15 protein-coding genes and 1 tRNA gene are annotated in these 21,680 nt (G+C 46.1%); 6 read left to right on the top strand and 10 right to left on the bottom strand.

Going from position 1 to position 21,680, the window contains the following annotated elements:
- Window positions 1-2 precede the first annotated feature (2 nt).
- The 6 genes from DW800_RS14405 to DW800_RS14380 all read right to left on the bottom strand — a co-directional run bounded on the left by DW800_RS14405 (window position 3) and on the right by DW800_RS14380 (window position 7,162).
- The gene (locus DW800_RS14405; protein WP_117703707.1) at window positions 3-1,901 is read right to left on the bottom strand and encodes an LTA synthase family protein; all 1,899 of its coding nucleotides are present in this window, start codon (window positions 1,899-1,901) and stop codon (window positions 3-5) included.
- A 115-nt stretch (window positions 1,902-2,016) separates the two neighbouring features.
- Window positions 2,017-2,673 carry a fructose-6-phosphate aldolase gene (gene fsa, locus DW800_RS14400; protein WP_005835793.1) on the bottom strand — a complete coding sequence of 219 codons (657 nt, stop codon included), beginning with the start codon at window positions 2,671-2,673 and terminating at the stop codon, window positions 2,017-2,019.
- A gap of 102 nt (window positions 2,674-2,775) precedes the next feature.
- A complete protein-coding gene (locus tag DW800_RS14395; protein WP_117703728.1) occupies window positions 2,776-4,248 on the bottom strand; it encodes an ATP-binding cassette domain-containing protein in 1,473 nt (490 codons plus the stop codon).
- A gap of 10 nt (window positions 4,249-4,258) precedes the next feature.
- Entirely contained in the window at window positions 4,259-6,256 is a 1,998-nt protein-coding gene (gene pulA, locus DW800_RS14390) for a type I pullulanase (RefSeq protein ID WP_117703706.1), read from the bottom strand.
- Between the two features lie 34 nt (window positions 6,257-6,290).
- Window positions 6,291-6,860, bottom strand: coding sequence for a crossover junction endodeoxyribonuclease RuvC (gene ruvC / locus DW800_RS14385; protein WP_005826381.1), 570 nt, complete (start codon window positions 6,858-6,860; stop codon window positions 6,291-6,293).
- Entirely contained in the window at window positions 6,857-7,162 is a 306-nt protein-coding gene (locus tag DW800_RS14380) for a DUF4286 family protein (RefSeq protein ID WP_022401655.1), read from the bottom strand. The genes ruvC and DW800_RS14380 overlap by 4 nt, the downstream gene beginning before the upstream one ends.
- Before the next feature lie 103 nt (window positions 7,163-7,265).
- Between DW800_RS14380 and DW800_RS14375 the strand changes: the two genes are divergently transcribed.
- Together DW800_RS14375 and DW800_RS14370 are read left to right on the top strand one after the other, a co-directional pair.
- Window positions 7,266-7,339 (top strand) — tRNA-Ala (locus DW800_RS14375).
- A gap of 94 nt (window positions 7,340-7,433) precedes the next feature.
- The gene (locus DW800_RS14370) at window positions 7,434-8,357 is read left to right on the top strand and encodes an urea transporter (RefSeq protein WP_022401656.1); all 924 of its coding nucleotides are present in this window, start codon (window positions 7,434-7,436) and stop codon (window positions 8,355-8,357) included.
- On the opposite strand, the gene DW800_RS14365 is transcribed toward DW800_RS14370, so the two are convergent.
- From DW800_RS14365 to DW800_RS14350, 4 genes are all read right to left on the bottom strand, one after another.
- Window positions 8,285-9,481: an MFS transporter gene (locus DW800_RS14365; protein ID WP_117703705.1), complete on the bottom strand. Its 1,197-nt coding sequence runs from the start codon at window positions 9,479-9,481 to the stop codon at window positions 8,285-8,287. The two genes, DW800_RS14370 and DW800_RS14365, sit on opposite strands and share 73 nt — an antisense overlap.
- 117 nt (window positions 9,482-9,598) lie before the next feature.
- Window positions 9,599-10,936 carry a RagB/SusD family nutrient uptake outer membrane protein gene (locus tag DW800_RS14360; RefSeq protein ID WP_005826376.1) on the bottom strand — a complete coding sequence of 446 codons (1,338 nt, stop codon included), beginning with the start codon at window positions 10,934-10,936 and terminating at the stop codon, window positions 9,599-9,601.
- Window positions 10,937-10,955: 19 nt separating this feature from the next.
- Complete coding sequence (locus DW800_RS14355) at window positions 10,956-14,249, bottom strand: SusC/RagA family TonB-linked outer membrane protein (RefSeq protein WP_117703704.1); 3,294 nt, start codon at window positions 14,247-14,249, stop codon at window positions 10,956-10,958.
- 43 nt (window positions 14,250-14,292) lie between these two features.
- On the bottom strand, window positions 14,293-16,935 hold the full coding sequence (locus DW800_RS14350; RefSeq protein WP_117703703.1) for a zinc-dependent metalloprotease: 2,643 nt from the start codon (window positions 16,933-16,935) through the stop codon (window positions 14,293-14,295).
- 356 nt (window positions 16,936-17,291) lie between these two features.
- Here DW800_RS14350 and pheS point away from each other — a divergent pair, with 356 nt between their 5' ends.
- The 4 genes from pheS to DW800_RS14330 all read left to right on the top strand — a co-directional run bounded on the left by pheS (window position 17,292) and on the right by DW800_RS14330 (window position 21,648).
- Window positions 17,292-18,326, top strand: coding sequence for a phenylalanine--tRNA ligase subunit alpha (gene pheS, locus DW800_RS14345; RefSeq protein ID WP_117703702.1), 1,035 nt, complete (start codon window positions 17,292-17,294; stop codon window positions 18,324-18,326).
- A 106-nt stretch (window positions 18,327-18,432) separates the two neighbouring features.
- Window positions 18,433-19,629: an MFS transporter gene (locus DW800_RS14340; RefSeq protein WP_005826370.1), complete on the top strand. Its 1,197-nt coding sequence runs from the start codon at window positions 18,433-18,435 to the stop codon at window positions 19,627-19,629.
- Entirely contained in the window at window positions 19,626-20,300 is a 675-nt protein-coding gene (gene nth, locus DW800_RS14335; RefSeq protein ID WP_119958156.1) for an endonuclease III, read from the top strand. Before DW800_RS14340 ends, nth begins: the two co-directional genes overlap by 4 nt.
- A gap of 88 nt (window positions 20,301-20,388) precedes the next feature.
- The gene (locus tag DW800_RS14330; RefSeq protein ID WP_085929901.1) at window positions 20,389-21,648 is read left to right on the top strand and encodes a phosphoglycerate kinase; all 1,260 of its coding nucleotides are present in this window, start codon (window positions 20,389-20,391) and stop codon (window positions 21,646-21,648) included.
- Window positions 21,649-21,680 lie beyond the last annotated feature (32 nt).

Genomic DNA, 21,680 nt, shown 5'->3' with positions numbered 1-21,680 from the left:
CTCTATCTTTTTGCTATATCGTCATACAATTTCTGCAGATAGGCTTTGCCCAACGGCAAGTTCTTTCCCTTTACCGTGCCCTCATCCACTACCACAGCACCTGCCTGGCAATTGAATATCACCTGGTTGTCCGCTGTCACCATACCGAAAGCATCGGGTACGGTAAAGAACGCGAAATGAGGGGAAGCGGGATTAAGCATATCTTTACTGAAGACAAACTCTTCATGGGGCAGCGCCAATTGGGCCAGCAATGTGGCTGCAATGTCATGTTGCGAGCCATAGACGTCAATGCGCCTCGGCTCTCGGACGGCACCGCCCACCATCAACAGAGGTATCCGGTAGCGTTCTACCGACAAATTGTCGATATGTTCGGGATAAGCTCCCAAGTGGTCTGGAACAAACACAATCACCGTATTCTTCCACTGGGGAAGCTCACGGAACTGTCTTACAAAATCGCCTGCACAACTATCCGTATAGGCAAAGGCGTTCAGCCGGTCATTCTCCAGACGACGGAAAGGTACTTCAAAAGGCTCGTGGCTGCTGGAGGTCTGCAAGACACGGAAATAAGGAGTTTTCTCTTCTGCAGTTCCTTCGGCAGCTTCGGTTTTCAAGTCTTCCAGCAGACGGTTGAATACGAGATGGTCGTGCGCCCCCCACTTACTTAAACGTTCCGTTACGGGAAAGTCCTGGTCGGAAACAATATCTTCAAAGCCCGATGACATCAGGTAGGAACGCATATTGGTAAAGTCGGCATCACCGCCATAATAATACTTGGTACCATAACCCGCCTTCCGCAAGCTGCCTGCAATGGCAGGAATGGACTGCGTTTTACGGGGATACTTCATAATACTCGTAGTGGGCTGGGCAGGATAGCCACTCAAGATAGCCACCAGTCCACGGTCCGTACGAAAACTGTTGGCGTAGAAGTTCGTAAAGAGCACCCCTTCCTTACTCAAGCTATCCAGATGGATGGCAATATTCGGCTCACCTCCCAAAGCTGTCATCAACCTAGAGGAAAAACTCTCAAGAATCACAAAGAGTACATCGGGACGCTGAGTATTGAATAAAGTATGCAGCGAATCGGCAGATTGCCGCACAGAATCCGTCTCTTCCGTTTGACCACCGGCAACTGCGGGTTCAAGCATGTCTTTAAAAAGCCGGTCGGCCTCCGCAGCTTCCATAAAACGGTATTGCTTGCTAAAGTCCTTCTGCTTGGCAAGAGATTCCATCAGACTGAATGCAGGGTTGATAGCTGCATGGTTCAGACGCTGCTCGGCACTGAAATAGACTTTCCCCACATTCATGGTAGATACTGTAAAGCCTCCACGGATAGGAATAAACAGCAGCCCCGTCATCAGCAACAATATACCTGACACCTTCAGGCGACGATAAGGCAGTTTCATCCGCAGCAACAGGTTCTTCTGCAGCAAGATGCCGTAGAAAACAGCATACAGCACGACAGCATAAACAGCCATTGCCACAATTCCCCCCAGCACCATCCAAATGCTGACACTGGCCACTGCGTCTTTAGGGGAGGAAAAGAAATAGAATAACGGAGTAGCATCCAAACGGAACCCCCAATACTCGTATAATCCTAAATCGACAGTAAAAATTATGGAGATAAGTACTGAAATGAAGAGGAAATAGCTGCACCAGATGCGATAAAGGGATTTAGAAAGTGTCCATACAGAGGTTATGAAAAGAAAACCGGGAATAGCTGTCAGATAACCAGCCAGAGATAGGTCTAAAGGTAACCCATGCCAAATGACACTGAACCAGTCCGCACACGAGGCATCCGGGTACAGCGATTTGTAAAACAGCATAAACAGTGGTTTTTGCAACACAAAAATGCAGACAAACAAGCAGTATGTCTTAATAAATCCTATGAGCCTATCTTTCATCGGTGCCTTATTGTATATCTAAATATAAGGCGCAAAAATAAATCTTTTTATTCTATTTCTCACCAATATTAGTCAATAATTACATTGAAAGATAGGCTTATAGGATATTTTAAGTTTATCCGTTCACGCGTTTGTAATCTTCAAGGAACTTCCTCAGACCGGAATCGGTCAGCGGATGATTAAGTAAACCCTTAATGGCCGAAAGCGGACAAGTAGCCACATCAGCACCCACCTCTATACACTGCATGATATGTGCCGTATGACGGATAGAGGCGGCAAGTACCTGGGTGGTATATCCATAATAACGGTACATCTCTACAATCTTCGCAACCAATGCAATGCCATCCTCACAGATATCATCGAGACGCCCCACAAACGGAGAAACATACGTTGCACCTGCCTTGGCTGCAAGCAATGCCTGACCGACAGAAAATACCAGAGTACAATTTGTACGGATACCTTTGCCCGAGAAGTATTTAACGGCCTTGATACCTTCTGCAATGCAAGGCACCTTCACTACGATATGCGGATTCAAGGCTGCCAATTCTTCACCCTCTTTAATCATGCCTTCATAGTCGGTGGCTATCACCTCGGCACTTACATCGCCTTGCACAATATTACAGATGTCCACATAGTGCTTACGCTGGTTCTCCACTCCTTTGATACCTTCTTTTGCCATAAGCGAAGGATTAGTGGTAACTCCGTCGAGTACGCCCAAGTCATAGGCCTCCCGAATCTGTTCCAAATTTGCCGTATCAATAAAAAACTTCATGATATAAATGTTTAGATGGTTGATATTACAAATATAACGATTTACATCATAAATGGTTCCCGCTAGTCCTTTATTATCTTTCCCTGACGCAATATTATTCGGTCAGCGGTTTCGCTTCAAGAATAAACGGTTAGTAATTGTTTGCGGCAATTCATTCTCATAGTGGGTTACCATAATCATCGTTTTATCCCGACGATGGCAGAATGCCTCTATTATCTTCTTGACCCGACGGCGGTTGTATGTATCGAGTCCATGAAGCGGTTCATCCAATATCAGCAGTTCCGGGTCCTTGACAAAAGCACGAGCCAATAATGCCAGACGCTGTTCTCCACTGGAGAGTTGCAGAAAAGGCTTGTCTTTCAAGGCTGCAATACCGAAAATATCCATCCACCACTCGCATACCGACATCTGTTCGGCATGAGGACGTTTATACAATCCGATGCTGTCGTGCAGACCGGAAGCGACAATCTCTATGGCAGGCAGATTCTTCAGATAAGCACGATGCATTTCCGGACTGACATAACCGATGTGTTTCTTGATTTCCCAAATACTCTCCCCCGTTCCGCGCTTCCGTCCGAAAAGACTGATATCGCAGGCGTATGACTGCGGATTATCCGCACAAACCAAACTAAGCAAGGTAGACTTGCCGGCACCGTTCTCGCCACTCAGCGCCCACTTCTCACCACGCATCACTGTCCAATCCAGCTCCTTCAGAATGGTACGGTCATCGTAACGGATGCTAACCCCGTTCAATTTCACCACTTCGTCCGAAGTGAAATTCGCATGTTCGTAGGGCAAATCGAGAATACGCCGCTGCAATTCCTCCAACGCTCCGGCCTCTTCCTGAATACGCATCTGATTGCCCGCACAGAATGCCTGCACATACTCCTCACGTTCCATCTTTTCGCCCACCTTCATGTCCTCTACCGGCACAACATGTGTAATAAATGAAGGTATGTCATCCAACATGGAAAGCACAAGGACAATCTGCAACTCGCCCAGCCGGGTAAGCCGCTCCAGCAAATTAAAAAGCAGTTCACGGGTAGGCGCATCCAGCCCTATGAAAGGATTGTCCATGATAAGAATTCGGGGAGCAGTCAGTAAAGCTTTAGTCAACTGAAACTTGCGCAGCTCCCCACTGCTGAGAAGAATGATTTTCTTGTCAAGCATCGGCTCTATGCTGAAAAGTTCAAATAGCTGCCGCCTCAAGACATCGTCTTTTACCTCTCCCAGCACTTCGCGTACTAGCGGAGCATCCTCTTGGTCGTGGGCATTCCAACGCTGTTGATAGTAATAATTGGCATCGGCAGAACCGTAAGTATCACGGAAGGCAATGTATTTGATATTGTCATAGGCAGTTTTCGTGAGGGAGGGAGAGAAATCATAGGTAAGCTCACCATCACGCAAAGGATACTTTCCCGTCAGCATATCCACCAGGAGGCTCTTTCCGGCTCCGTTCGGTCCTACAATGGCAATGTGTTCTCCTGCCAGGAAATCAAGAGTGACAGGCTCTGTCAAACGAACAAGCGGGTTGCGTACTACGCCCCCCGCTATGTGTATTGTATGTTGCTGCATCATCCAATCATCATTTATACATAATCAGTGCCGATTGGGCCGGAACAACAACTTCGGGGCCGTACAGTGTGCCCAAACCTTGTTCATTGATAAAGCCATCCTTGCAGACCACTGTATATTTACCTTCGGGTACGGTAAGTTTGGCAGGCTCCTTACGGGCATTCAAGACTACTATAATATCTCCCCATGCATCACCGTTGGCATTTTCTTTCAGACGGTAAACCACCACATTGCTGCCGTCAACCGGTAGAAATTCCAAATGCTTACGCACCAAATCCGCATCACCCATACGGAAAGCCGGATGCTTCTTACGAAGCTGTATCAACCCTTTATAATAAGCAAATACATCTGCATGCTCCGCCTTTCGTCTCCAATCAATCGCATTGATGGAATCGGGACTCTCAAAACTATTGTGTACTCCCTTCTTGTCACGCATCACTTCCTCACCGGCATAAATAAACGGTACACCTTGGGAAGTGAATACGGCTGTTTGCGCCAGTTTGTCAAGCTTTGCCAATTCTACGGGAGTAATACCCGGGATACTTGCTTTCAGCCTATCCACCAAGCACATATCATCATGGCAGGAAACATAGCTGATCATCTGTGTAGGTTGTTCCGCCCACGGATCCTTACTATAATTCACAGAGTCATTATTTACTTGCGGATGCCTGATGGCTCCTACAATACCAAACTTTATGCTCTCCTCTCCTCCCGGCAATCCGGCAAGGAAAGCACCTTGATGATTATCATTGAACGGACCGCGCAAAGCATCACGCATTTCGTCAGAGAAAGCAGCAACACCCGGCATCTTATAAGTATTGGCTTTCATTGCCAGAGAATCTTCCGCCATCTGTGGAGCCGATGCCGCCCATCCTTCACCATATATAAATATAGTCGGATCTACAGACGTTGCCGCCTTACGGATTTCGTTCATTGTCTCGATGTCATGAATACCCATCAGGTCAAAACGGAATCCGTCAATGTGATATTCATTAATCCAATGTAATACAGACTCTATCATGTATTTACGCATCATCGGACGGTTGCTGGCAGTTTCATTGCCACAAGCCGAACCGTCTGCATACGTTCCGTCCGGTCGCTGACGGTAAAAGTATCCCGGCACTGTACGTTCAAAATTACTGTCGGATGTATTGAAAGTATGGTTATACACCACATCCAGAACAACACGGATACCTGCTTTGTGCAGAGCCTGCACCATCTGCTTGAATTCCCGGATACGAACATCCGGTTTGTAGGGGTCGGTAGAATAAGAGCCGTCAGGCACATTGTAGTTCTGCGGATCATATCCCCAATTATACTTGTTCTCGTCCAGCCTTGTCTCATCAACGGAGGCATAGTCATAAGACGGAAGAAGATGTACATGTGTCACTCCCAATTCTTTCAGATGGTCAATGCCGGTTGCCAGCTTGTCGGGACTTACCGTTCCTTGTTCTGTCAATGCCAGGAACTTTCCTTTATGCTCAATACCCGACGACGGGTCGATGGACATATCACGATGGTGCATTTCATAAAGAATCACATCGGCAGGAGAGGCCAATGCCGGACGTTTATCATCTGCCCATCCTTCGGGGTCCGTGGATTTCATGTCGATGATGGCGGCACGCTTTCCATTCACCCCTACAGCTTTGGCATTGATACCCGGAGTGTCCCCCAACCACTTATCATTGATTTTCACATTGAATGTGTAGAATTTACCTATCAAGTCCTTTTCAACTTTAGTTTTCCAAGTTCCTTCTTCAGAGGATTCCATTGAAATAGTTTCATAGGCATGCCCTCCGTCTCCTGCTTCGAACAACATCAGGCGAACTTCATCCGCCGTAGGTGCCCACAATGTGAATTGCGTGGCAGCAGGTGTATATTCCATCTCTGTCAGACTACCCGAACGGACAGGGTAAAGTTCGTACGAAGCATACTCCGTCTTCGCGGGAGTGCAGCTTACAACCGTCGTTGCAGCCACTCCAATGATAGCAAGTTCATTCAATTTCATGATATTATTTTTAGATTCTACATTTCAATTCTTATCACTTCTTCACCTTATCCGGATTTTTGGCAATAAAGTCTTTCCAGCCATGATAGCCTTTCTCCACCGTGGGACGCCCCATCTGCAGAAAGTGACAATAGGCAGCAGCAAGCCCGTCCGTTGCATCCATAAAAGTAGGCATATCCTCTTTAGGAAAATGCAGCATACGCTGCAACATGTCCGCCACCTGTTCCTTGGATGCCTGTCCGTTTCCGGTGATGGCCATCTTTATTTTTAAAGGAGCATATTCCGTAATGGGAATATCCCTGCTCAAAGCAGCTGCCATTGCTACGCCTTGCGCACGCCCCAACTTCAACATGGACTGTACATTCTTTCCGAAGAAAGGGGCCTCAATAGCGAGCTCGTCAGGCAAATAACTCTCTATGATACTCAGTACCCGTTCATGAATATGACGTAACTTCAGATAGTGGTCTCCAAATTTGCGGAGGTCGATAATTCCCATGGCTATCATTTCCGGCTTGACACCTGCCACACGCAATACTCCATACCCCATAATGGTGGTACCAGGGTCTATACCCAATATTATTTTCTCTTTGACCGGTTGTATCACACTATTACCTCCATCAATGTAGGAAAGCCAATCACTTTATCTTTAAAGATATTCAGTAATTCCTCGTTCAGTTTCACTCCTTGCTCTTGATACCAACGATGCAGTTTGGCAGAGTTTTCTACCTCAAACTGAACAGAATAGCAGATGCTTCCTTCTTCAATATGACTCAAGATACGGGCTATACGTGGAGCATACAATGTTCCGTTCTTTTCTACCTCGGGAAGATAGTGTTCCTGCATCCATATCAGGAAGTTTTTGTCTTCTCCTTCCTCTACATGATAAGTGGTATTATATATCAGCATAACTTATTTTTTCAAATTCTTTCGCAAACATAGCAATTATTTCAGAATAATGCATTATATTTGCACCATCAAAAACGAAAGCAAGCCTGCAAACGTTGGCAACGGGGCGTTAGCTCATCTGGCTAGAGCGCGACACTGGCAGTGTCGAGGTGATGAGTTCGAGTCTCATACGCTCCACGAAAATTAAAACGGTTAGATTAGTCTAATCGTTTTTTTTGTACGCATTAACGAGCTATAAATTTACATATAGTCCATTTTCATTCGACAACTCATGAAAGAAGCTTTTACACGCAAGTCATTACTTATTTTAGGACGTGGCATAGGGCAAGTCATGTTCCAAAACAATGCATTGTCCGGATTATTGATGTTGATTGGAATCTTTTTGAATTCATGGCAAATGGGCCTATTGGCTGTAAGTGGCAACATAATAAGTACGTTGACAGCCCGTATCTCAGGATATGACTGTGATGATATAAAAAATGGATTATATGGTTTTAACGGTACACTGGTAGGAATAGCCGTAGGGGTCTTTATGCTTCTGACTGTAAGTTCCTTGATGCTGATGGCTATTGCCTCGTGTGCATCTACCTACATTGCACGGTTTTTCAACATGCAACGCGTGTTGCCCGGATTCACTACCCCTTTTATCCTTTCTGTATGGATGCTGCTGGGATTGTGCAGTTGGCTGATGCCTGACATGCTACTCGTCTCTGATACAGAAACACCCGCTTCTTCCTCCATAAATTACTTACAATGTTTCAGTATGGGCATAGGCCAGGTGATGTTTCAAGGAAACATGATGACCGGACTATTTTTCCTTGCAGGCATTCTCGTGAATTCCCGGAATGCAGCAGTATATACCATATTGGGAGCACTTCTCCCCCTCCTCCTAGCCACATTATTGGGAGTGGATTCCGAAGCTTTGAATATGGGTCTGATGGGATATAATGGCGTATTGTGTGCCCTTGCTTTAGGAGGTAAAAGCTGGATGAGCTGTATATGGGCTGCATGTTCCGTTTTACTCTCTGTTGTATTGCAAATTGTGGGAATGAATTGGGGAATTATTACATTGACCGCACCTTTCGTTCTCTCCGTATGGCTGACAATGGGAATAAAAAATCTCTATCTCTTTTTCAAATTAGGCAGAAAGCAAGCCACCAACCCCAGTAAAGGCATAAAGGCACATACATTATAAACAGCCTCTATACCATACTTATCTGCCATACCTCCCAATACAGCCGAAGCGATACCGGCAATTCCAAAAGCGAAACCAAAAAACAACCCGGAAATCAAACCCAGCTTATTGGGTAGCAATTCCTGGGCGTACAGCAATATGGCAGGAAAAGCGGAAGAAAGCATCTGACCGACACAGAAGCTCAGCACTACTGTCCATGCAAGCCCTACGTGAGGCATCATCATACTAAATGGAGCCGTTCCAAGAATGGAAGCCCAGATGACATATTTACGTCCTACCCTGTCACCTACGGGACCTCCCACCAATGTTCCGATGGCAGTGGCTACCAGGAAGACAAACAAGAAAAGCTGTGAAGCCTGAACAGTAACACCAAATTTATGGATCAGATAGAATGTATAGTAGCTCGTCAAACTTGCCATATAGATATATTTGGAGAAGATAAGTATCAGCAGAATACTTATGGCAAACACCGTCATCTTTGAGGAAAGAGGGCGTTCTATCTTTCCTGCCACAAGCATCGGGCGTTTCTTGATGTGGTTCAAGTAGGAACGGAACCAACGACATATAGGAATCATCACCACGATGGCAATCAAGGCAAAAACCATGAACAAGGCAATGTGATGCCTCCCGTAAGGAGCTACCAGCAAAGCCACCAGTAACGGTCCAAGCGAGCCACCCAAATTCCCGCCCACCTGAAATAGAGACTGCGCCAGTCCGCGTTTTCCGCCGGAAGCCAGAAAAGTAATACGTGACGCCTCCGGATGGAGTACAGACGAACCGATACCCACAATGAATACCGAAGCCAGCAACCAATACAGATTAGTAGCAAAAGCCAGATTCATGATACCGACCAAAGTAAAGCCCATACCTATCGGCAATGACCAGGCAATGGGGCGCTTATCAAAGAACAATCCCATTAGAGGCTGAAACACGGACGCCGACATCTGATACACCAACGTAATCAGACCAATCTGGGCAAAACTCAAGGATAAATCCTCCTTGAACAAAGGGTATACTGCCGAAATAACCGATTGCAGCATATCGTTCAAACAATGCGAAATACTCAATGCTATAAGAATAGGAAAAGCAATTCTACGGATAGGAGGTCTCTGATTCTGTATCATCTTATACTGTCTATTACAAAAAACGGTGCAAAGGTACGTAAAAAATACATATCCAATCCACATAAAGACAAAACTCCCCGATTCTCGTCAATACAGAATCGGGGAGTTTTATCTTTATCAGTTCAGCAATCCCGGATTGGCTTCTATGGCTTCTTTCGGAATGGCCAATGTATAGCGGGCATCATTCTCTTCGAGTACATAACGCGTACCATCAAGCACTTTCTCCAAACGCGGACGGGTGGAACGACGAAGGTCAAACCAGCGATGTCCTTCAAAAGCAAGTTCACGGGCACGTTCATCTAATATTTCCTGTACCAACGCTTCCTTATCCATGGCATTGACAACAACGGATTTCGCTTCGTAGGCCTCCGGTGCATAACGTTTCCGCATCAGTTCCAGCAGGCGAGTACGTGCTTGAGACAGTTCTCCAAGTCGGGCAGCAGCCTCAGCAGCCGTCAGATATATTTCACCCACACGGAAAGTACACAAGTAGTTATTGCTTCCCGCCTTCTTATTCTTCCGGAAACCTTTTTCATCCGTTTCAGCAAAATATTTGTCCAGCCGAAGGTCGTTCTCAGCATAAAGGGAGAGAAAAACCGGAGTAGCCAGAGCAGCCCCATTGATTGTACTGCTCAGAGGTGTCTCCAGTGGAGTAATATTTTCCACGGAATTATAACTGTTAGGAAGAGTTGCAGCGGCATCATTCAAATCTACCAATACAGACTTCACGGCAAGCACTGCCTCAGCAGCATCCCAAGCCGCCTGCCACTCGCCCTTATAAAGGGATACGCGTGATTGAAACGCCTCTACCGAAGCCGCATTGAAACGATATGAATATCTCTGTTCCCATTCTGCCTTCATGACCAGTTTGCGTGCCTCGTCAATATCTGCTTGGATGGAAGTATAAACTTCTTCCACCGTATTGCGTTTCAGGACTTTCTCTAAATCCGTATCCAATTTCAGCGGTACCGATTTGGTATCCAAAGCTCCCTCCTTAGTATAGGGCTGTCCATAAAGATTTACCAATAAGAAATGTACATAAGCACGGAGCATATACGCTTCTCCTACAAGCTGATTTATCTCTTCCTCAGTGCCTTCCTTAATATCACTTCTGCTCTCAATAACGTGATTGGCAATAAAAAGTACATTGTAATACTTGGCCCATTCAAACGATGAGGTATAGGCATTGGGAGCAAGGTCGTTCCAGCGCTCTATATCCATATAATAATTTTGGTCATATTCATTATCCCGAACCTGCATCTCGTCGGAACGGAAACAAGCCATTCCCCGGTCACTGAATTTACTCACGTCCTTATAAGAACGGGCAAGCAACGCTCTATACTCAGCCAAAGAATTGGGAATGACACTACCGGTAGGCTGTATATCCAGATAGTTGTCGCATGCCGCAAGCAGAAGCATGCAGGCCATTATCATCAGACTTATTGTTTTCTTCATTTTCTTTCTGCTTTTGAAGTTAGAAATTCAAGTTCAAACTGAATGTAACCGACTTGGGTACGGGAGTTGCATAAGGATTGTACATCGACTCCGGATCCATGTAGTTATTATATCCCGAACCAAACACGAAGAGATTACGTCCTTCAATAGATACCGTTGCCGAGTTCATTCCCAAACGCTTTGTCAGGAGCTCAAGGATACGGTAACCCAGACGCAGATTCTGCAAACGTACGTAGTTCAGCTTCTTCACCCAGATATCCAAATCTCTCCAGATGGTTTTAGAATCATACCAGGAGTACTCTTCCGGGTTGGAAGCACTCAGCATAAATGCCGGAAGCTCCGCATTCGGGTTTTCCGGAGTCCAGCGGTTCAGCACATCCGCATTATAGTTCTTGCCATAATCCGGATTGATGATGTCATAAGAGGGTTGCGTACGTACGTACCCGCCAAACGTCAAAGAGAAATTGACATTCAGCTCCCAGTTTTTATAGCTGAAGGTATTAATCAAACCTCCCGTATAAGGAGCATCGCTACTCCCGATATACGAATAAAAGGTTCTCTCTTCGGCTGCAGTTACATCGGAAGAGGCAATACCTATCCCCCACTCGTCCTTCAGGCGGTAAAGCTCCTTCAAGGTCACTTTCTCTCCCTCCGGATTATAGAACATCATATTACCGGTTTCCTTATTCACTCCCGCAGTCTTCAGTGCGAAAATTGCCCCTACAGGATAGCCTTCACGTCCCGGAGTGGTCTGCTGCTCCGGTATGTTTTCCTGCAATACCTTATTACCGTTATAGGCAAAATTGAAATTTGTGTACCAGGAGAAGTTTTTTGTCGTTATGTTACGGGTAGACAAGCTGATTTCCACACCTTTGTTCTCCATACTTGCCCAGTTGACGTTCATTGAAGTAAAGCCCGTCTCCAGAGGAAGCATGCGCAAAGCTATCAAATCGGTACCCTTACGGTAATAATAGTCCACGCTCAGATTGATAGCCTGGTTCAATACAGAAAAATCAAAGCCGGCATTGACAGACTGCGTCTTTTCCCAACGCAACTTCTTGTTGGGAGCGGAATTAATGATAATTACATCTTCCGATACTCCGGGCAAAATACTCTCCGACCGATATGTACCCAACAAGAACGGAGAAGTATTCTTGTCAATATTTCCCTGCAGACCGTAAGATGCACGGAACACCAGGTTATCTACCCACTTGGCCTGCTGCATAAACGGTTCTTGTGACAGACGCCACAAGGCACTGACAGAATAAAGAGGAAGATAGCGGTACTTCTTATCCACACCGAAAAGATCGGAACCGTCAAAACGGATACTTCCTCCCACCGTGTAGCGATTCAATAAAGAGTAGGAGGCCGTAGAGTAGAAAGACACATAAGCATTCTCCTTATACGTCGTCTGATGGAGCGGGAAAGACGTGGCGTAACTTTCGTTGGGGAAAATCACCGGCTTGGTGGTCAACGTCTTGCGGTCGAAGCCATACCCTGCCGAGAACAAGGTTTCGTACCAAGTCTTGCGCAGTTCGGTACCTGCCATCACTTCCAGTTCATGAATATCATTGAAGCTGTCGCGATATTCTCCCATCGCCTTCCAAGTAATCTGTGAATTGGAGTTTTCATAAGACTTCTGCATACCTCCTTCGGGCAGAAAGTGTTTGGTTTCTCCACCTTGGGAGTATTCGCTCAACTTATAGTAATAGCGCATGGCATAGCTTTCCCAGTCCGCTATTTCTTCTCTGGAAGTTTTTTCCAACTGATAGCCAAACTGGGAAGTCAGCTTCCACTTGTCATTGAACCGTAACTCCGCATCAAATATAGATGAAAAAGAATTCACCACGCTTTCATTAGACGTGTTCTGCCGTTCTTCAAAGATGTTGAATCCTAAATCCTTATCAGTGTTGTTCTGAATATCGTAGTCGTAATTATAGTTGCCATTCTTGTCATAAAGTTCAAAATACGGATTAGCCTTGCGTGAATAGAACACGGGATTCGACATACCGTATGCATCTGTCAGATAATTGGTATTTTTGCGACGGTTGGCAAACATGGAGGCACCCACTTTCAGTATACTGTTCACCTTATAGGAAGTCTTTCCTACCAAGTTGAAACGGTCCATACCCACACCGTCCACATTTCCATCCTCTTTATAATAGCCGAAAGAGGTATAATACGTAACCCTTTCCGTACCGCCGGAAAGGCTCAAGTTATATTCCTGGCTGAAAGCATCGCGGAAAAGGATATCTCCCCAGTTTGTATTAACACTCTTCAAACGGTTGATGGCAGCTTGTGTATCACTGCTCAAGGCATCCCATCCTCCATTCTGAAAAGCAGACAACTCATTGTAATTGGAAAGAATATTATATACGCCTCCTTTATGATTGTCCGGAGAATAGTTATTACGGATCATATCCATTTCCAATCCTACTTTCTCCGCTGAGTTCAGCAAGTTCAACCGGTCAAGGCTCAATGTAGGAGTATAGGTAAACCGGGACGAGAAATTGATAACCGGTTTACCGACCTTACCCTTCTTTGTTGTAATCACAATGACGCCATTGGCTGCCCTCGCACCATAGATGGCAGTGGCTGCCGCATCCTTCAGGATGGTGATATTCTCAATATCTGCCGGATTCAGGCCTGCAATGGAAGATTGCTTCATGTTGGTGATGTCATTCAGCTCATCCGGTTCGGGAACATCCGTTCCCTCCAAAGGAATGCCGTCCAGCACCCACAAAGGGTCTTGTGTACCATTCAATGAAGCAGTACCGCGAATGCGTATCTTTGCCGGAGCACCCGGAGCACCGGAAGTCGGGCTGACAGAAAGTCCGGCAATTTGTCCGGCAAGTGCCTGGTCGATACTTTTTACTGCACCGATGGTCTCGTCCGATATATCCAGTTTGGATACCGCTGCCGTCAGCTTGCGGCGCTCCACTGTCTGGTAACCCGTCACAACAACGGCATCGAGCATTTGGGAAGATGCATGAAGTGTTATTTCATAATGTTCCTTTCCCGGAACAAGCTTCACTTCCAATACGTCATATCCCACGTAGCTACAAAAGAAACGGGTTATCCCCGCAGGTATAGCGATAGAGAACTGACCATCCACATCAGTGATGACCCCCATTGTAGTCTGAGCACTCCCCGCCTTTTTCAAGTCTTCCGCAGTCACATAAACGGAAGCACCGATAAGCGGTAGGTTATCCTCTGAAGATATTACTACGCCCTGGACTTTTTTCTCTGCAGCAAAAGCAGATGACAAAGCTCCTACAAAGCATAGCAAAACGATTAATACACGTTTTTTCATGCGTTACATATAAAATTAATTAATACTCTATTGAAAAGAAAAATCACTTTACTCCTAATGCAGTATTGATACGCAAAATCAAATCCTTATAATGATATTTAGTGGCTATATCCGATGCACCCAGACGATTTTGGAGCAATTCTTTGATGCGAAGCAACTCACCACGCTTCACGGAGATGACATCAGATACGCGGTTTATCTGCGAACCGTAGAAGTTCAGTTCGCGGTGTGCACCCATACGGTCGGCATCCAAAGTCTTACCGGCATGCTCGTCACAGCTGCAAAGGGCAGTCTGATGGTCCAGCAAGAAGTGGTTGTCCATCAGTTTTTTGTTTATTTTCACTCCTTCGCTTTCGGCAGCTGCTGTAATCAGTGCATCTACGAAGTTCTTCTGCAAGGCGCGTGTCATGACGTCCGGCAAGGCACCGCGTTCCGTAGTGGCAAAGATGTTGCGATGCAGGCCATCCATCAGCTCTACCACCGTGAAAGCCTTTTTGCCGTTCACCGATTCGTTCTCCAACATACGCATCAGGCGGTTGTTGCCCAGCAAATCCCAAAGGATATAGGATTGGGCATTCTTCAACACTTGTGTCGGTGCATTCTCCACTACGCCCAGTGGAGTGTTGCGCAGCAAGTAAGTGTACTCTCCAACTTCCGTGTCGAACAGCCATTTGGGATAGGTCAGCACTTCGTCCAGCAGAAACTTCAGGGCGGCTTGCTGCTTTTCTTTTTCTACGAAAGTATAGGTTTTCTGTCCGTCGCCCACAACGGTGTTTTCTATATAGATACCACCGATGTTTGCCAATACATGATAGAGGTAATTGTTCCATTGGTTGATAACCGCATAGTATAGGCGGGAAGCTTCTTCATAAGTCTGTCCTTTCTCGCCAGTAGTAGTCCATTGGATGATTTGAGGAACAATACGCTTCAAGTTCTCAATACCCAGCAGAGATGAGCGGACAGCATCATCGCCCAAATCTTCATTCTGCGCACGCGGGTCTACGGCATCACGTACATCCTGCGCCTCACTATATTTATATAAACGGTCTGTATGACGGCTCAGGAAGTCGGCAAGCAAGTCCTTCTCTGCCTCTGGGGTTTCTTTACCATACCAACGATAGCCGTATTCTATGGCAAACATATCATACGGACCGATATGGGGAGAAAGCGCCGTAACACCGTCACCCGGCTGTGCCACATAGTTGAAACGTGCATAGTCCATGATAGAGGAGGAAGTGGTATTCATACGATCCGTAAATGTTTTGGAACGCAGGGAATCTGTCGGAAAAGTCCAGGAAGCAATCATATTGTGGCGCAAGCCCAACGAGTGCCCCACCTCGTGGCATGCCACAAAGCGCATGGCATCGCCCATCAGCTCATCCGGCAGCCTTACTCCTCTTGCTTCGGGACGTACGACACCGGTTTGCACTGTAATCCATTCCTGGAGCATGCCCAGCACATTATGCCACCACATGATGTCCGCTTCCAATATCTCGCCCGAACGGGGGTCGAGGATAGAGGGGCCCATGGCATTGGCTTTGGTGGAGGCGGCGTAGGTCAGCACGGAGTAGTTCACGTCATCCTTATCCACATTCATGCTGTCCGTCAGTTCCTTGGCTATGATAGCATTCTTGAATCCGGCACGTTCAAAAGCAGCCTGCCAATCCTCGATTCCCTGCTTGATATATTTCCGCCAACGACGGGGAGTGGAGTTCTCGATGTAGAACACAATCGGCTTGGCCGGTTCCACCAATTCACCGCGAAGGTAACGCTCCCGGTCTTCCGGTTTCGGTTCCAGACGCCAGCGGGTGATGAAGGGTTTCTTGTCTACACGCTGCTGACCGTCACTGTAATTCAACAACGGATTGGTAAAGTAACCTACGCGCGGACTATCCAGACGTCCCATCATAGGTTTCTCCGGCAACAGCAACAGAGAGGAACTGACTTCGACCGTAACAAACACAGTCGTTGTTCCCTCGGTCACCTTAGTTGTCAACTCGGAAGTGGCTACCACATTGTTCTCAAAAGCTTTGATAGATAAAATGCGGGAGAGATTCTTGATGGCCGAAGTTCCCAGGTTGATATTCGTAAAGACATTATTGATACTCGTCTCTGTACCATCATAAATATCGTTGACCTTGACCACTATCATGGTAGAGTCATTATTGAATGCCTCAATCTTGAAACCGGCTATCAGCGGAGAAATATAATTATCCAGTACGGACTGCCGTATGGCATCCTCATCCGGCGCCAACGGAAGAGGACGGCTCTGACGTACCAACAGCTTGTTGGCAGCCTTGTCCAATTCAAAACGCACCATCTGATTTTCGTAATTCGTACCACGGTTCACACCTGCCTCATTCAGTTCGGAAGGAACACGCTGTAATTTATTTACTACCAGCATATCACATCCCAGCAGCCTTGCCGGCACTTCAAAGTAATAATCGCTCTTCTTCTGGTAAACATTGAACATTCCCTTGCGGGCAATAGCACCGGAACCTGTCAATTTCTCGTAGTCGCTCTTGGATTGAACGCTGTCCTTGGTTTCACTCTTCTTTTTCTTACGGAACCATCCCATAGCTTCGGGAGAAGCAAAATCAGATGTACCGGCATGCAACAATACGGCAGGCTCACACATGAGTACTCCCGCAACTGCCACGACTGGCAGGATTGTCTTCAATTTCATCAATTCAAACTCTAACTTTAATGCAACAATTACTCCGTTAACTCTCTCTCTTTGACGTATGTTAATAAATACCAACCGCCAGTTTGTTCTACCTCCATAGAACGGTAAACGGGGCGCAAAGATACGAAAAGTATATTTTAAAAGTCACTAAACAACGCTCATTTATGTTTTTTCCATAAACAATATGAAGACTTTTACATATATATCATTTTTTCTCCCATCCTCTATCATTTCTTCTTCACATGAAATTTTGTACCACTGACACCAAATAATCTTCCCCAATTGGCGGCAAAACAATGATAATATTGTATCTTTGCACCGTTTTTAACTTAGAAAATAAATAAGATAACAACGATATGATAGCTAAAATCAATCAGCTTCTGCAGGAAGTAGAGGCGCTGAAAGCCGCTAACGCCGAGGAATTAGAGGCACTCCGCATCAAATACCTCAGTAAAAAAGGAGCCATCAATGACTTAATGGCAGATTTCCGCAATGTAGCCGCCGAACAGAAAAAAGAGGTGGGAATGCGCTTGAACGAACTGAAAAACAAAGCACAAGAAAAGATTGCCGCCTTGAAGGAACAATTCGAAAGCCAGGATACCGACTGTGACGATATTGACTTGACCCGTTCAGCCTACCCGGTAGAATTAGGAACCCGCCATCCGCTTTCCATCGTGAGAAACGAAATCATCGATATATTTGCCCGTATGGGATTCAACATCGCCGACGGACCGGAAATGGAAGACGACTGGCACGTATTCTCCTCCATGAATTTTGCCGAAGACCATCCGGCACGCGACATGCAGGATACATTCTTCATCGAAAATGATACAGAAAACGTATCGCACAGCATCATTCTTCGCACACACACATCCAGCGTGCAAAGCCGTGTTATGGAGACCACGCAGCCTCCTATCCGCGTACTTTGTCCGGGACGTGTATACCGTAATGAGGCCATCAGCTACCGCGCACACGCATTCTTCCATCAGGTAGAAGCCTTGTACGTAGACCGCAATGTATCTTTCACCGACCTGAAGCAGGCTTTATTGCTCTTTGCGCAAGAGATGTTCGGCAGTGACACCAAGATTCGTCTGCGTCCTTCCTACTTCCCCTTCACCGAGCCAAGTGCCGAAATGGACATCAGCTGCAACATCTGCGGCGGCAAGGGCTGCCCCTTCTGCAAGCACACGGGTTGGGTAGAAATTTTGGGATGCGGTATGGTAGATCCGAATGTATTGGAGCTGAACGGAATAGACAGCAAAGTGTATAGCGGATATGCCCTGGGTATGGGTATCGAACGCATCACCAACTTAAAATACCAAGTGAAAGACCTTCGTATGTTCTCTGAAAATGACACACGCTTCTTGAAAGAATTCGAGAGCGCTTACTAAATATAGTGAATAACGGTTAGTGATTAGTGATTAATAAGTTGCGCATTTTCAGCATATCATTAATCACCCATCACTAACCACTCATCGCTAACCACTATTTTTCGCTATGGCAAAAGACAAACTTGTAACCTCCGGCTATTGCCTTATCCTGGCTGCCAATTTCCTTTTGTATTTTGCCTTTTATCTGATACTACCGGTTCTTCCATTCTACCTAACTGAGGTATTCCATACCGGAAATGCAGCAGTAGGTGTCATCTTGTCATGCTACACCATTGCCTCGCTCTGCATACGCCCATTTTCGGGATACCTGCTCGACACACTGGCCCGCAAGCCTCTTTATCTGGTGGCATATTTCATCTTTATCACCATTTTCGCAGGTTACATGTTAGCGGGAGTCCTATCTTTATTCATCATGTTGCGGGTTGTCCACGGCCTTGCATTTGGAATGGTGACCGTAGCGGGAAATACAATTGTGATTGACATTACCCCTTCGTCCCGTCGCGGTGAAGCCGTAGGATATTATGGACTGATGAACAATACAGCCATGAGCTTCGGCCCGATGATTGGTCTTTTCATGCATGACATATATTCCTTTGAAACGATTTTTGCCTGCTCGCTCATATCAGGAACTATCGGTTTTGTTGCCGCATGCCTCGTCAAGACCCCACCCAAACAACCAGTCAAACGAGAACCTATCTCATTGGACCGCTTTGTGCTGCTGAAAGGTATCCCGGCAGGAATCGCACTGCTATTGCTCTCCATACCATATGGCATGACAAGCACTTATGTAGCCATGTATGCCAAAGAAATAGGAATTACCTTGAATTCCGGATTGTTTTTTACTTTTATGGCCGTCGGCATGGCAGTGTCCCGTATGTTCTCCGGCAAACAAGTGGATAAAGGACGTATCACCCAAGTCATAACTTTAGGACTATATCTGGTATGTAGCTGTTTCTTCATATTGTCCGCTTGCGGACTACTGATGAAGACCGTCCCGGAACTGACAAACATATTGTTTTTTATGGTTGCCCTCCTATTGGGAGTAGGCTTCGGGACGATGTTCCCCGCCTTCAATACGCTGTTCGTAAACCTGGCCCCCAACAACCAGCGCGGAACAGCCACCTCTACCTACCTGACTTCATGGGATGTAGGCATTGGTATAGGTCTGACAGCAGGAGGTTATATCGCACAGATTACCTCATTCGATATGGCATATTTTTTCGGAGCCTGCCTCACGGTTATCTCCATCTTCTATTTCAATCTGAAAGTATCTCCTCACTATCATAAAAACAAATTAAGATGAGAAAGAAAGAGCGTTATGAAAAAATCCTTGCTTGGTTTAGGGAGAACGTTCCCGTAGCCGAAACAGAGTTGCATTATGACAATCCGTTCGAGCTGTTGATAGCAGTTATTCTCTCTGCACAATGTACGGACAAACGCGTCAATATGATTACCCCCGCCCTTTACCGGGACTTCCCTACTCCCGAAGCACTCGCCGCTACTACTCCCGACGTGGTATACGAGTATATCCGCAGCGTCTCCTATCCCAACAACAAAGCTAAACATCTTGTAGGCATGGCACAGATGTTGGTGAAAGAATTCAACAGTGAGGTACCCGATACCCTTGAAGAACTGGTAAAACTGCCCGGCATAGGCCGCAAAACAGCCAATGTCATCCAATCCGTTGTTTTCAATAAAGCGGCTATGGCAGTAGACACACACGTGTTCCGCGTCAGCCATCGCCTGGGTCTCGTATCAGATAAATGTACAACTCCGTTCAGTGTCGAAAAAGAATTGGTAAAACATATACCGGAAACAGACATCCCCATAGCTCACCACTGGCTTATCCTGCACGGTCGCTATGTATGCCAGGCACGTACTCCACAATGTGATACCTGCGGTTTGCAATTAATGTGCAAATATTACTGCCAGAAATATAAAGTTAGCAAAGAGAGCGGCAAAGACAAAGAATAAACAACGGTTTCATAGCAAAAAAAAGAAATAAATGCTAACTTTGCGCTCACTAAAAAGAAATTAGTAACACTTTTAAATAAAATAGAGTATTATGACAATTGATCAATTTAACTTTGCCGGAAAAAAGGCATTCGTTCGTGTGGACTTCAACGTACCCTTGGACGAAAACTTCAACATTACAGATGATACCCGTATGCGTGCCGCTCTTCCTACATTGAAGAAGATTTTGGCCGATGGCGGTAGTGTAATTATCGGTTCTCACCTCGGTCGTCCGAAAGGCCCGGCTGACAAGTTCTCCTTGAAGCACATTCTGAAGCATCTCGAAGAGTTGTTGGGTGTTGAGGTGCAATTTGCTAACGACTGTATGGGCGAAGAAGCTGCCGTAAAGGCTGCTGCTCTGCAACCGGGTGAAGTGTTGTTGCTCGAGAACCTCCGTTTCTACGCTGAAGAGGAAGGCAAACCCCGCGGTTTGGCTGAAGATGCTACAGACGAAGAAAAGAAGGCTGCCAAAGCTGCTGTTAAGGAAAGCCAGAAAGAATTCACCAAGAAATTGGCTTCTTATGCAGATTGCTATGTAAACGACGCTTTCGGTACCGCTCACCGTGCACACGCTTCTACTGCATTGATCGCTAAATATTTCGACAAGGACAACAAAATGTTCGGTTACCTGATGGAAAAAGAAGTAAAGGCTGTTGATAAAGTTTTGAACGATATCCAACGTCCGTTTACTGCCATCATGGGTGGTTCCAAAGTTTCTTCCAAGATTGAAATCATTGAAAACCTGCTGAACAAGGTAGACAACCTGATTATTGCCGGCGGTATGACTTATACTTTCACCAAAGCCATGGGCGGCAAAATCGGTATTTCTATCTGCGAAGATGACAAACTGGATTTGGCTCTTGACCTGGTGAAGAAAGCAAAAGAAAAAGGCGTAAACCTTGTTTTGGCTGTTGATGCCAAGATTGCCGATTCTTTCTCCAACGATGCCAACACCAAGTTCTGCCCGGTTGACGAAATTCCTGATGGCTGGGAAGGTCTTGATATCGGTCCTGAGACTGAAAAGATCTTTGCAGATGTCATCAAGAACTCCAAGACTATCCTTTGGAACGGTCCGACGGGTGTATTCGAATTCGAGAACTTCACTCACGGTTCACGCGCTGTAGGCGAAGCTATCGTAGAAGCTACCAAGAACGGTGCTTTCTCACTCGTAGGTGGCGGTGACTCTGTAGCTTGTGTCAACAAGTTCGGCTTGGCAAGCGGCGTGTCTTACGTATCTACCGGTGGCGGTGCATTGCTTGAAGCAATCGAAGGAAAAATCCTTCCGGGTATCGCTGCTATCAACGAATAAAAACAAGCAAAATAACACCCAAAGGCAGCTCT

This window comes from Bacteroides sp. AM32-11AC (assembly GCF_003603515.1).
Lineage (GTDB): Bacteria > Bacteroidota > Bacteroidia > Bacteroidales > Bacteroidaceae > Bacteroides > Bacteroides uniformis.
The sequence above is the reverse complement of the archived record's forward strand: the minus strand, read 5'-3'. Positions and strand labels throughout refer to the sequence as shown.

Excerpts from the sequence above, each read along its gene's own strand:
- DW800_RS14405 (WP_117703707.1), bottom strand. The coding sequence starts at position 1,901 with ATGAAAGATAGGCTCATAGGATTTATTAAGACATACTGCTTGTTTGTC.
- fsa (WP_005835793.1), bottom strand. The coding sequence starts at position 2,673 with ATGAAGTTTTTTATTGATACGGCAAATTTGGAACAGATTCGGGAGGCC.
- DW800_RS14395 (WP_117703728.1), bottom strand. The coding sequence starts at position 4,248 with ATGCAGCAACATACAATACACATAGCGGGGGGCGTAGTACGCAACCCG.
- pulA (WP_117703706.1), bottom strand. The coding sequence starts at position 6,256 with ATGAAATTGAATGAACTTGCTATCATTGGAGTGGCTGCAACGACGGTT.
- DW800_RS14380 (WP_022401655.1), bottom strand. The coding sequence starts at position 7,162 with ATGCTGATATATAATACCACTTATCATGTAGAGGAAGGAGAAGACAAA.
- DW800_RS14370 (WP_022401656.1), top strand. The coding sequence starts at position 7,434 with ATGAAAGAAGCTTTTACACGCAAGTCATTACTTATTTTAGGACGTGGC.
- DW800_RS14365 (WP_117703705.1), bottom strand. The coding sequence starts at position 9,481 with ATGATACAGAATCAGAGACCTCCTATCCGTAGAATTGCTTTTCCTATT.
- DW800_RS14360 (WP_005826376.1), bottom strand. The coding sequence starts at position 10,936 with ATGAAGAAAACAATAAGTCTGATGATAATGGCCTGCATGCTTCTGCTT.
- DW800_RS14355 (WP_117703704.1), bottom strand. The coding sequence starts at position 14,249 with ATGAAAAAACGTGTATTAATCGTTTTGCTATGCTTTGTAGGAGCTTTG.
- DW800_RS14350 (WP_117703703.1), bottom strand. The coding sequence starts at position 16,935 with ATGAAATTGAAGACAATCCTGCCAGTCGTGGCAGTTGCGGGAGTACTC.
- pheS (WP_117703702.1), top strand. The coding sequence starts at position 17,292 with ATGATAGCTAAAATCAATCAGCTTCTGCAGGAAGTAGAGGCGCTGAAA.
- DW800_RS14340 (WP_005826370.1), top strand. The coding sequence starts at position 18,433 with ATGGCAAAAGACAAACTTGTAACCTCCGGCTATTGCCTTATCCTGGCT.
- nth (WP_119958156.1), top strand. The coding sequence starts at position 19,626 with ATGAGAAAGAAAGAGCGTTATGAAAAAATCCTTGCTTGGTTTAGGGAG.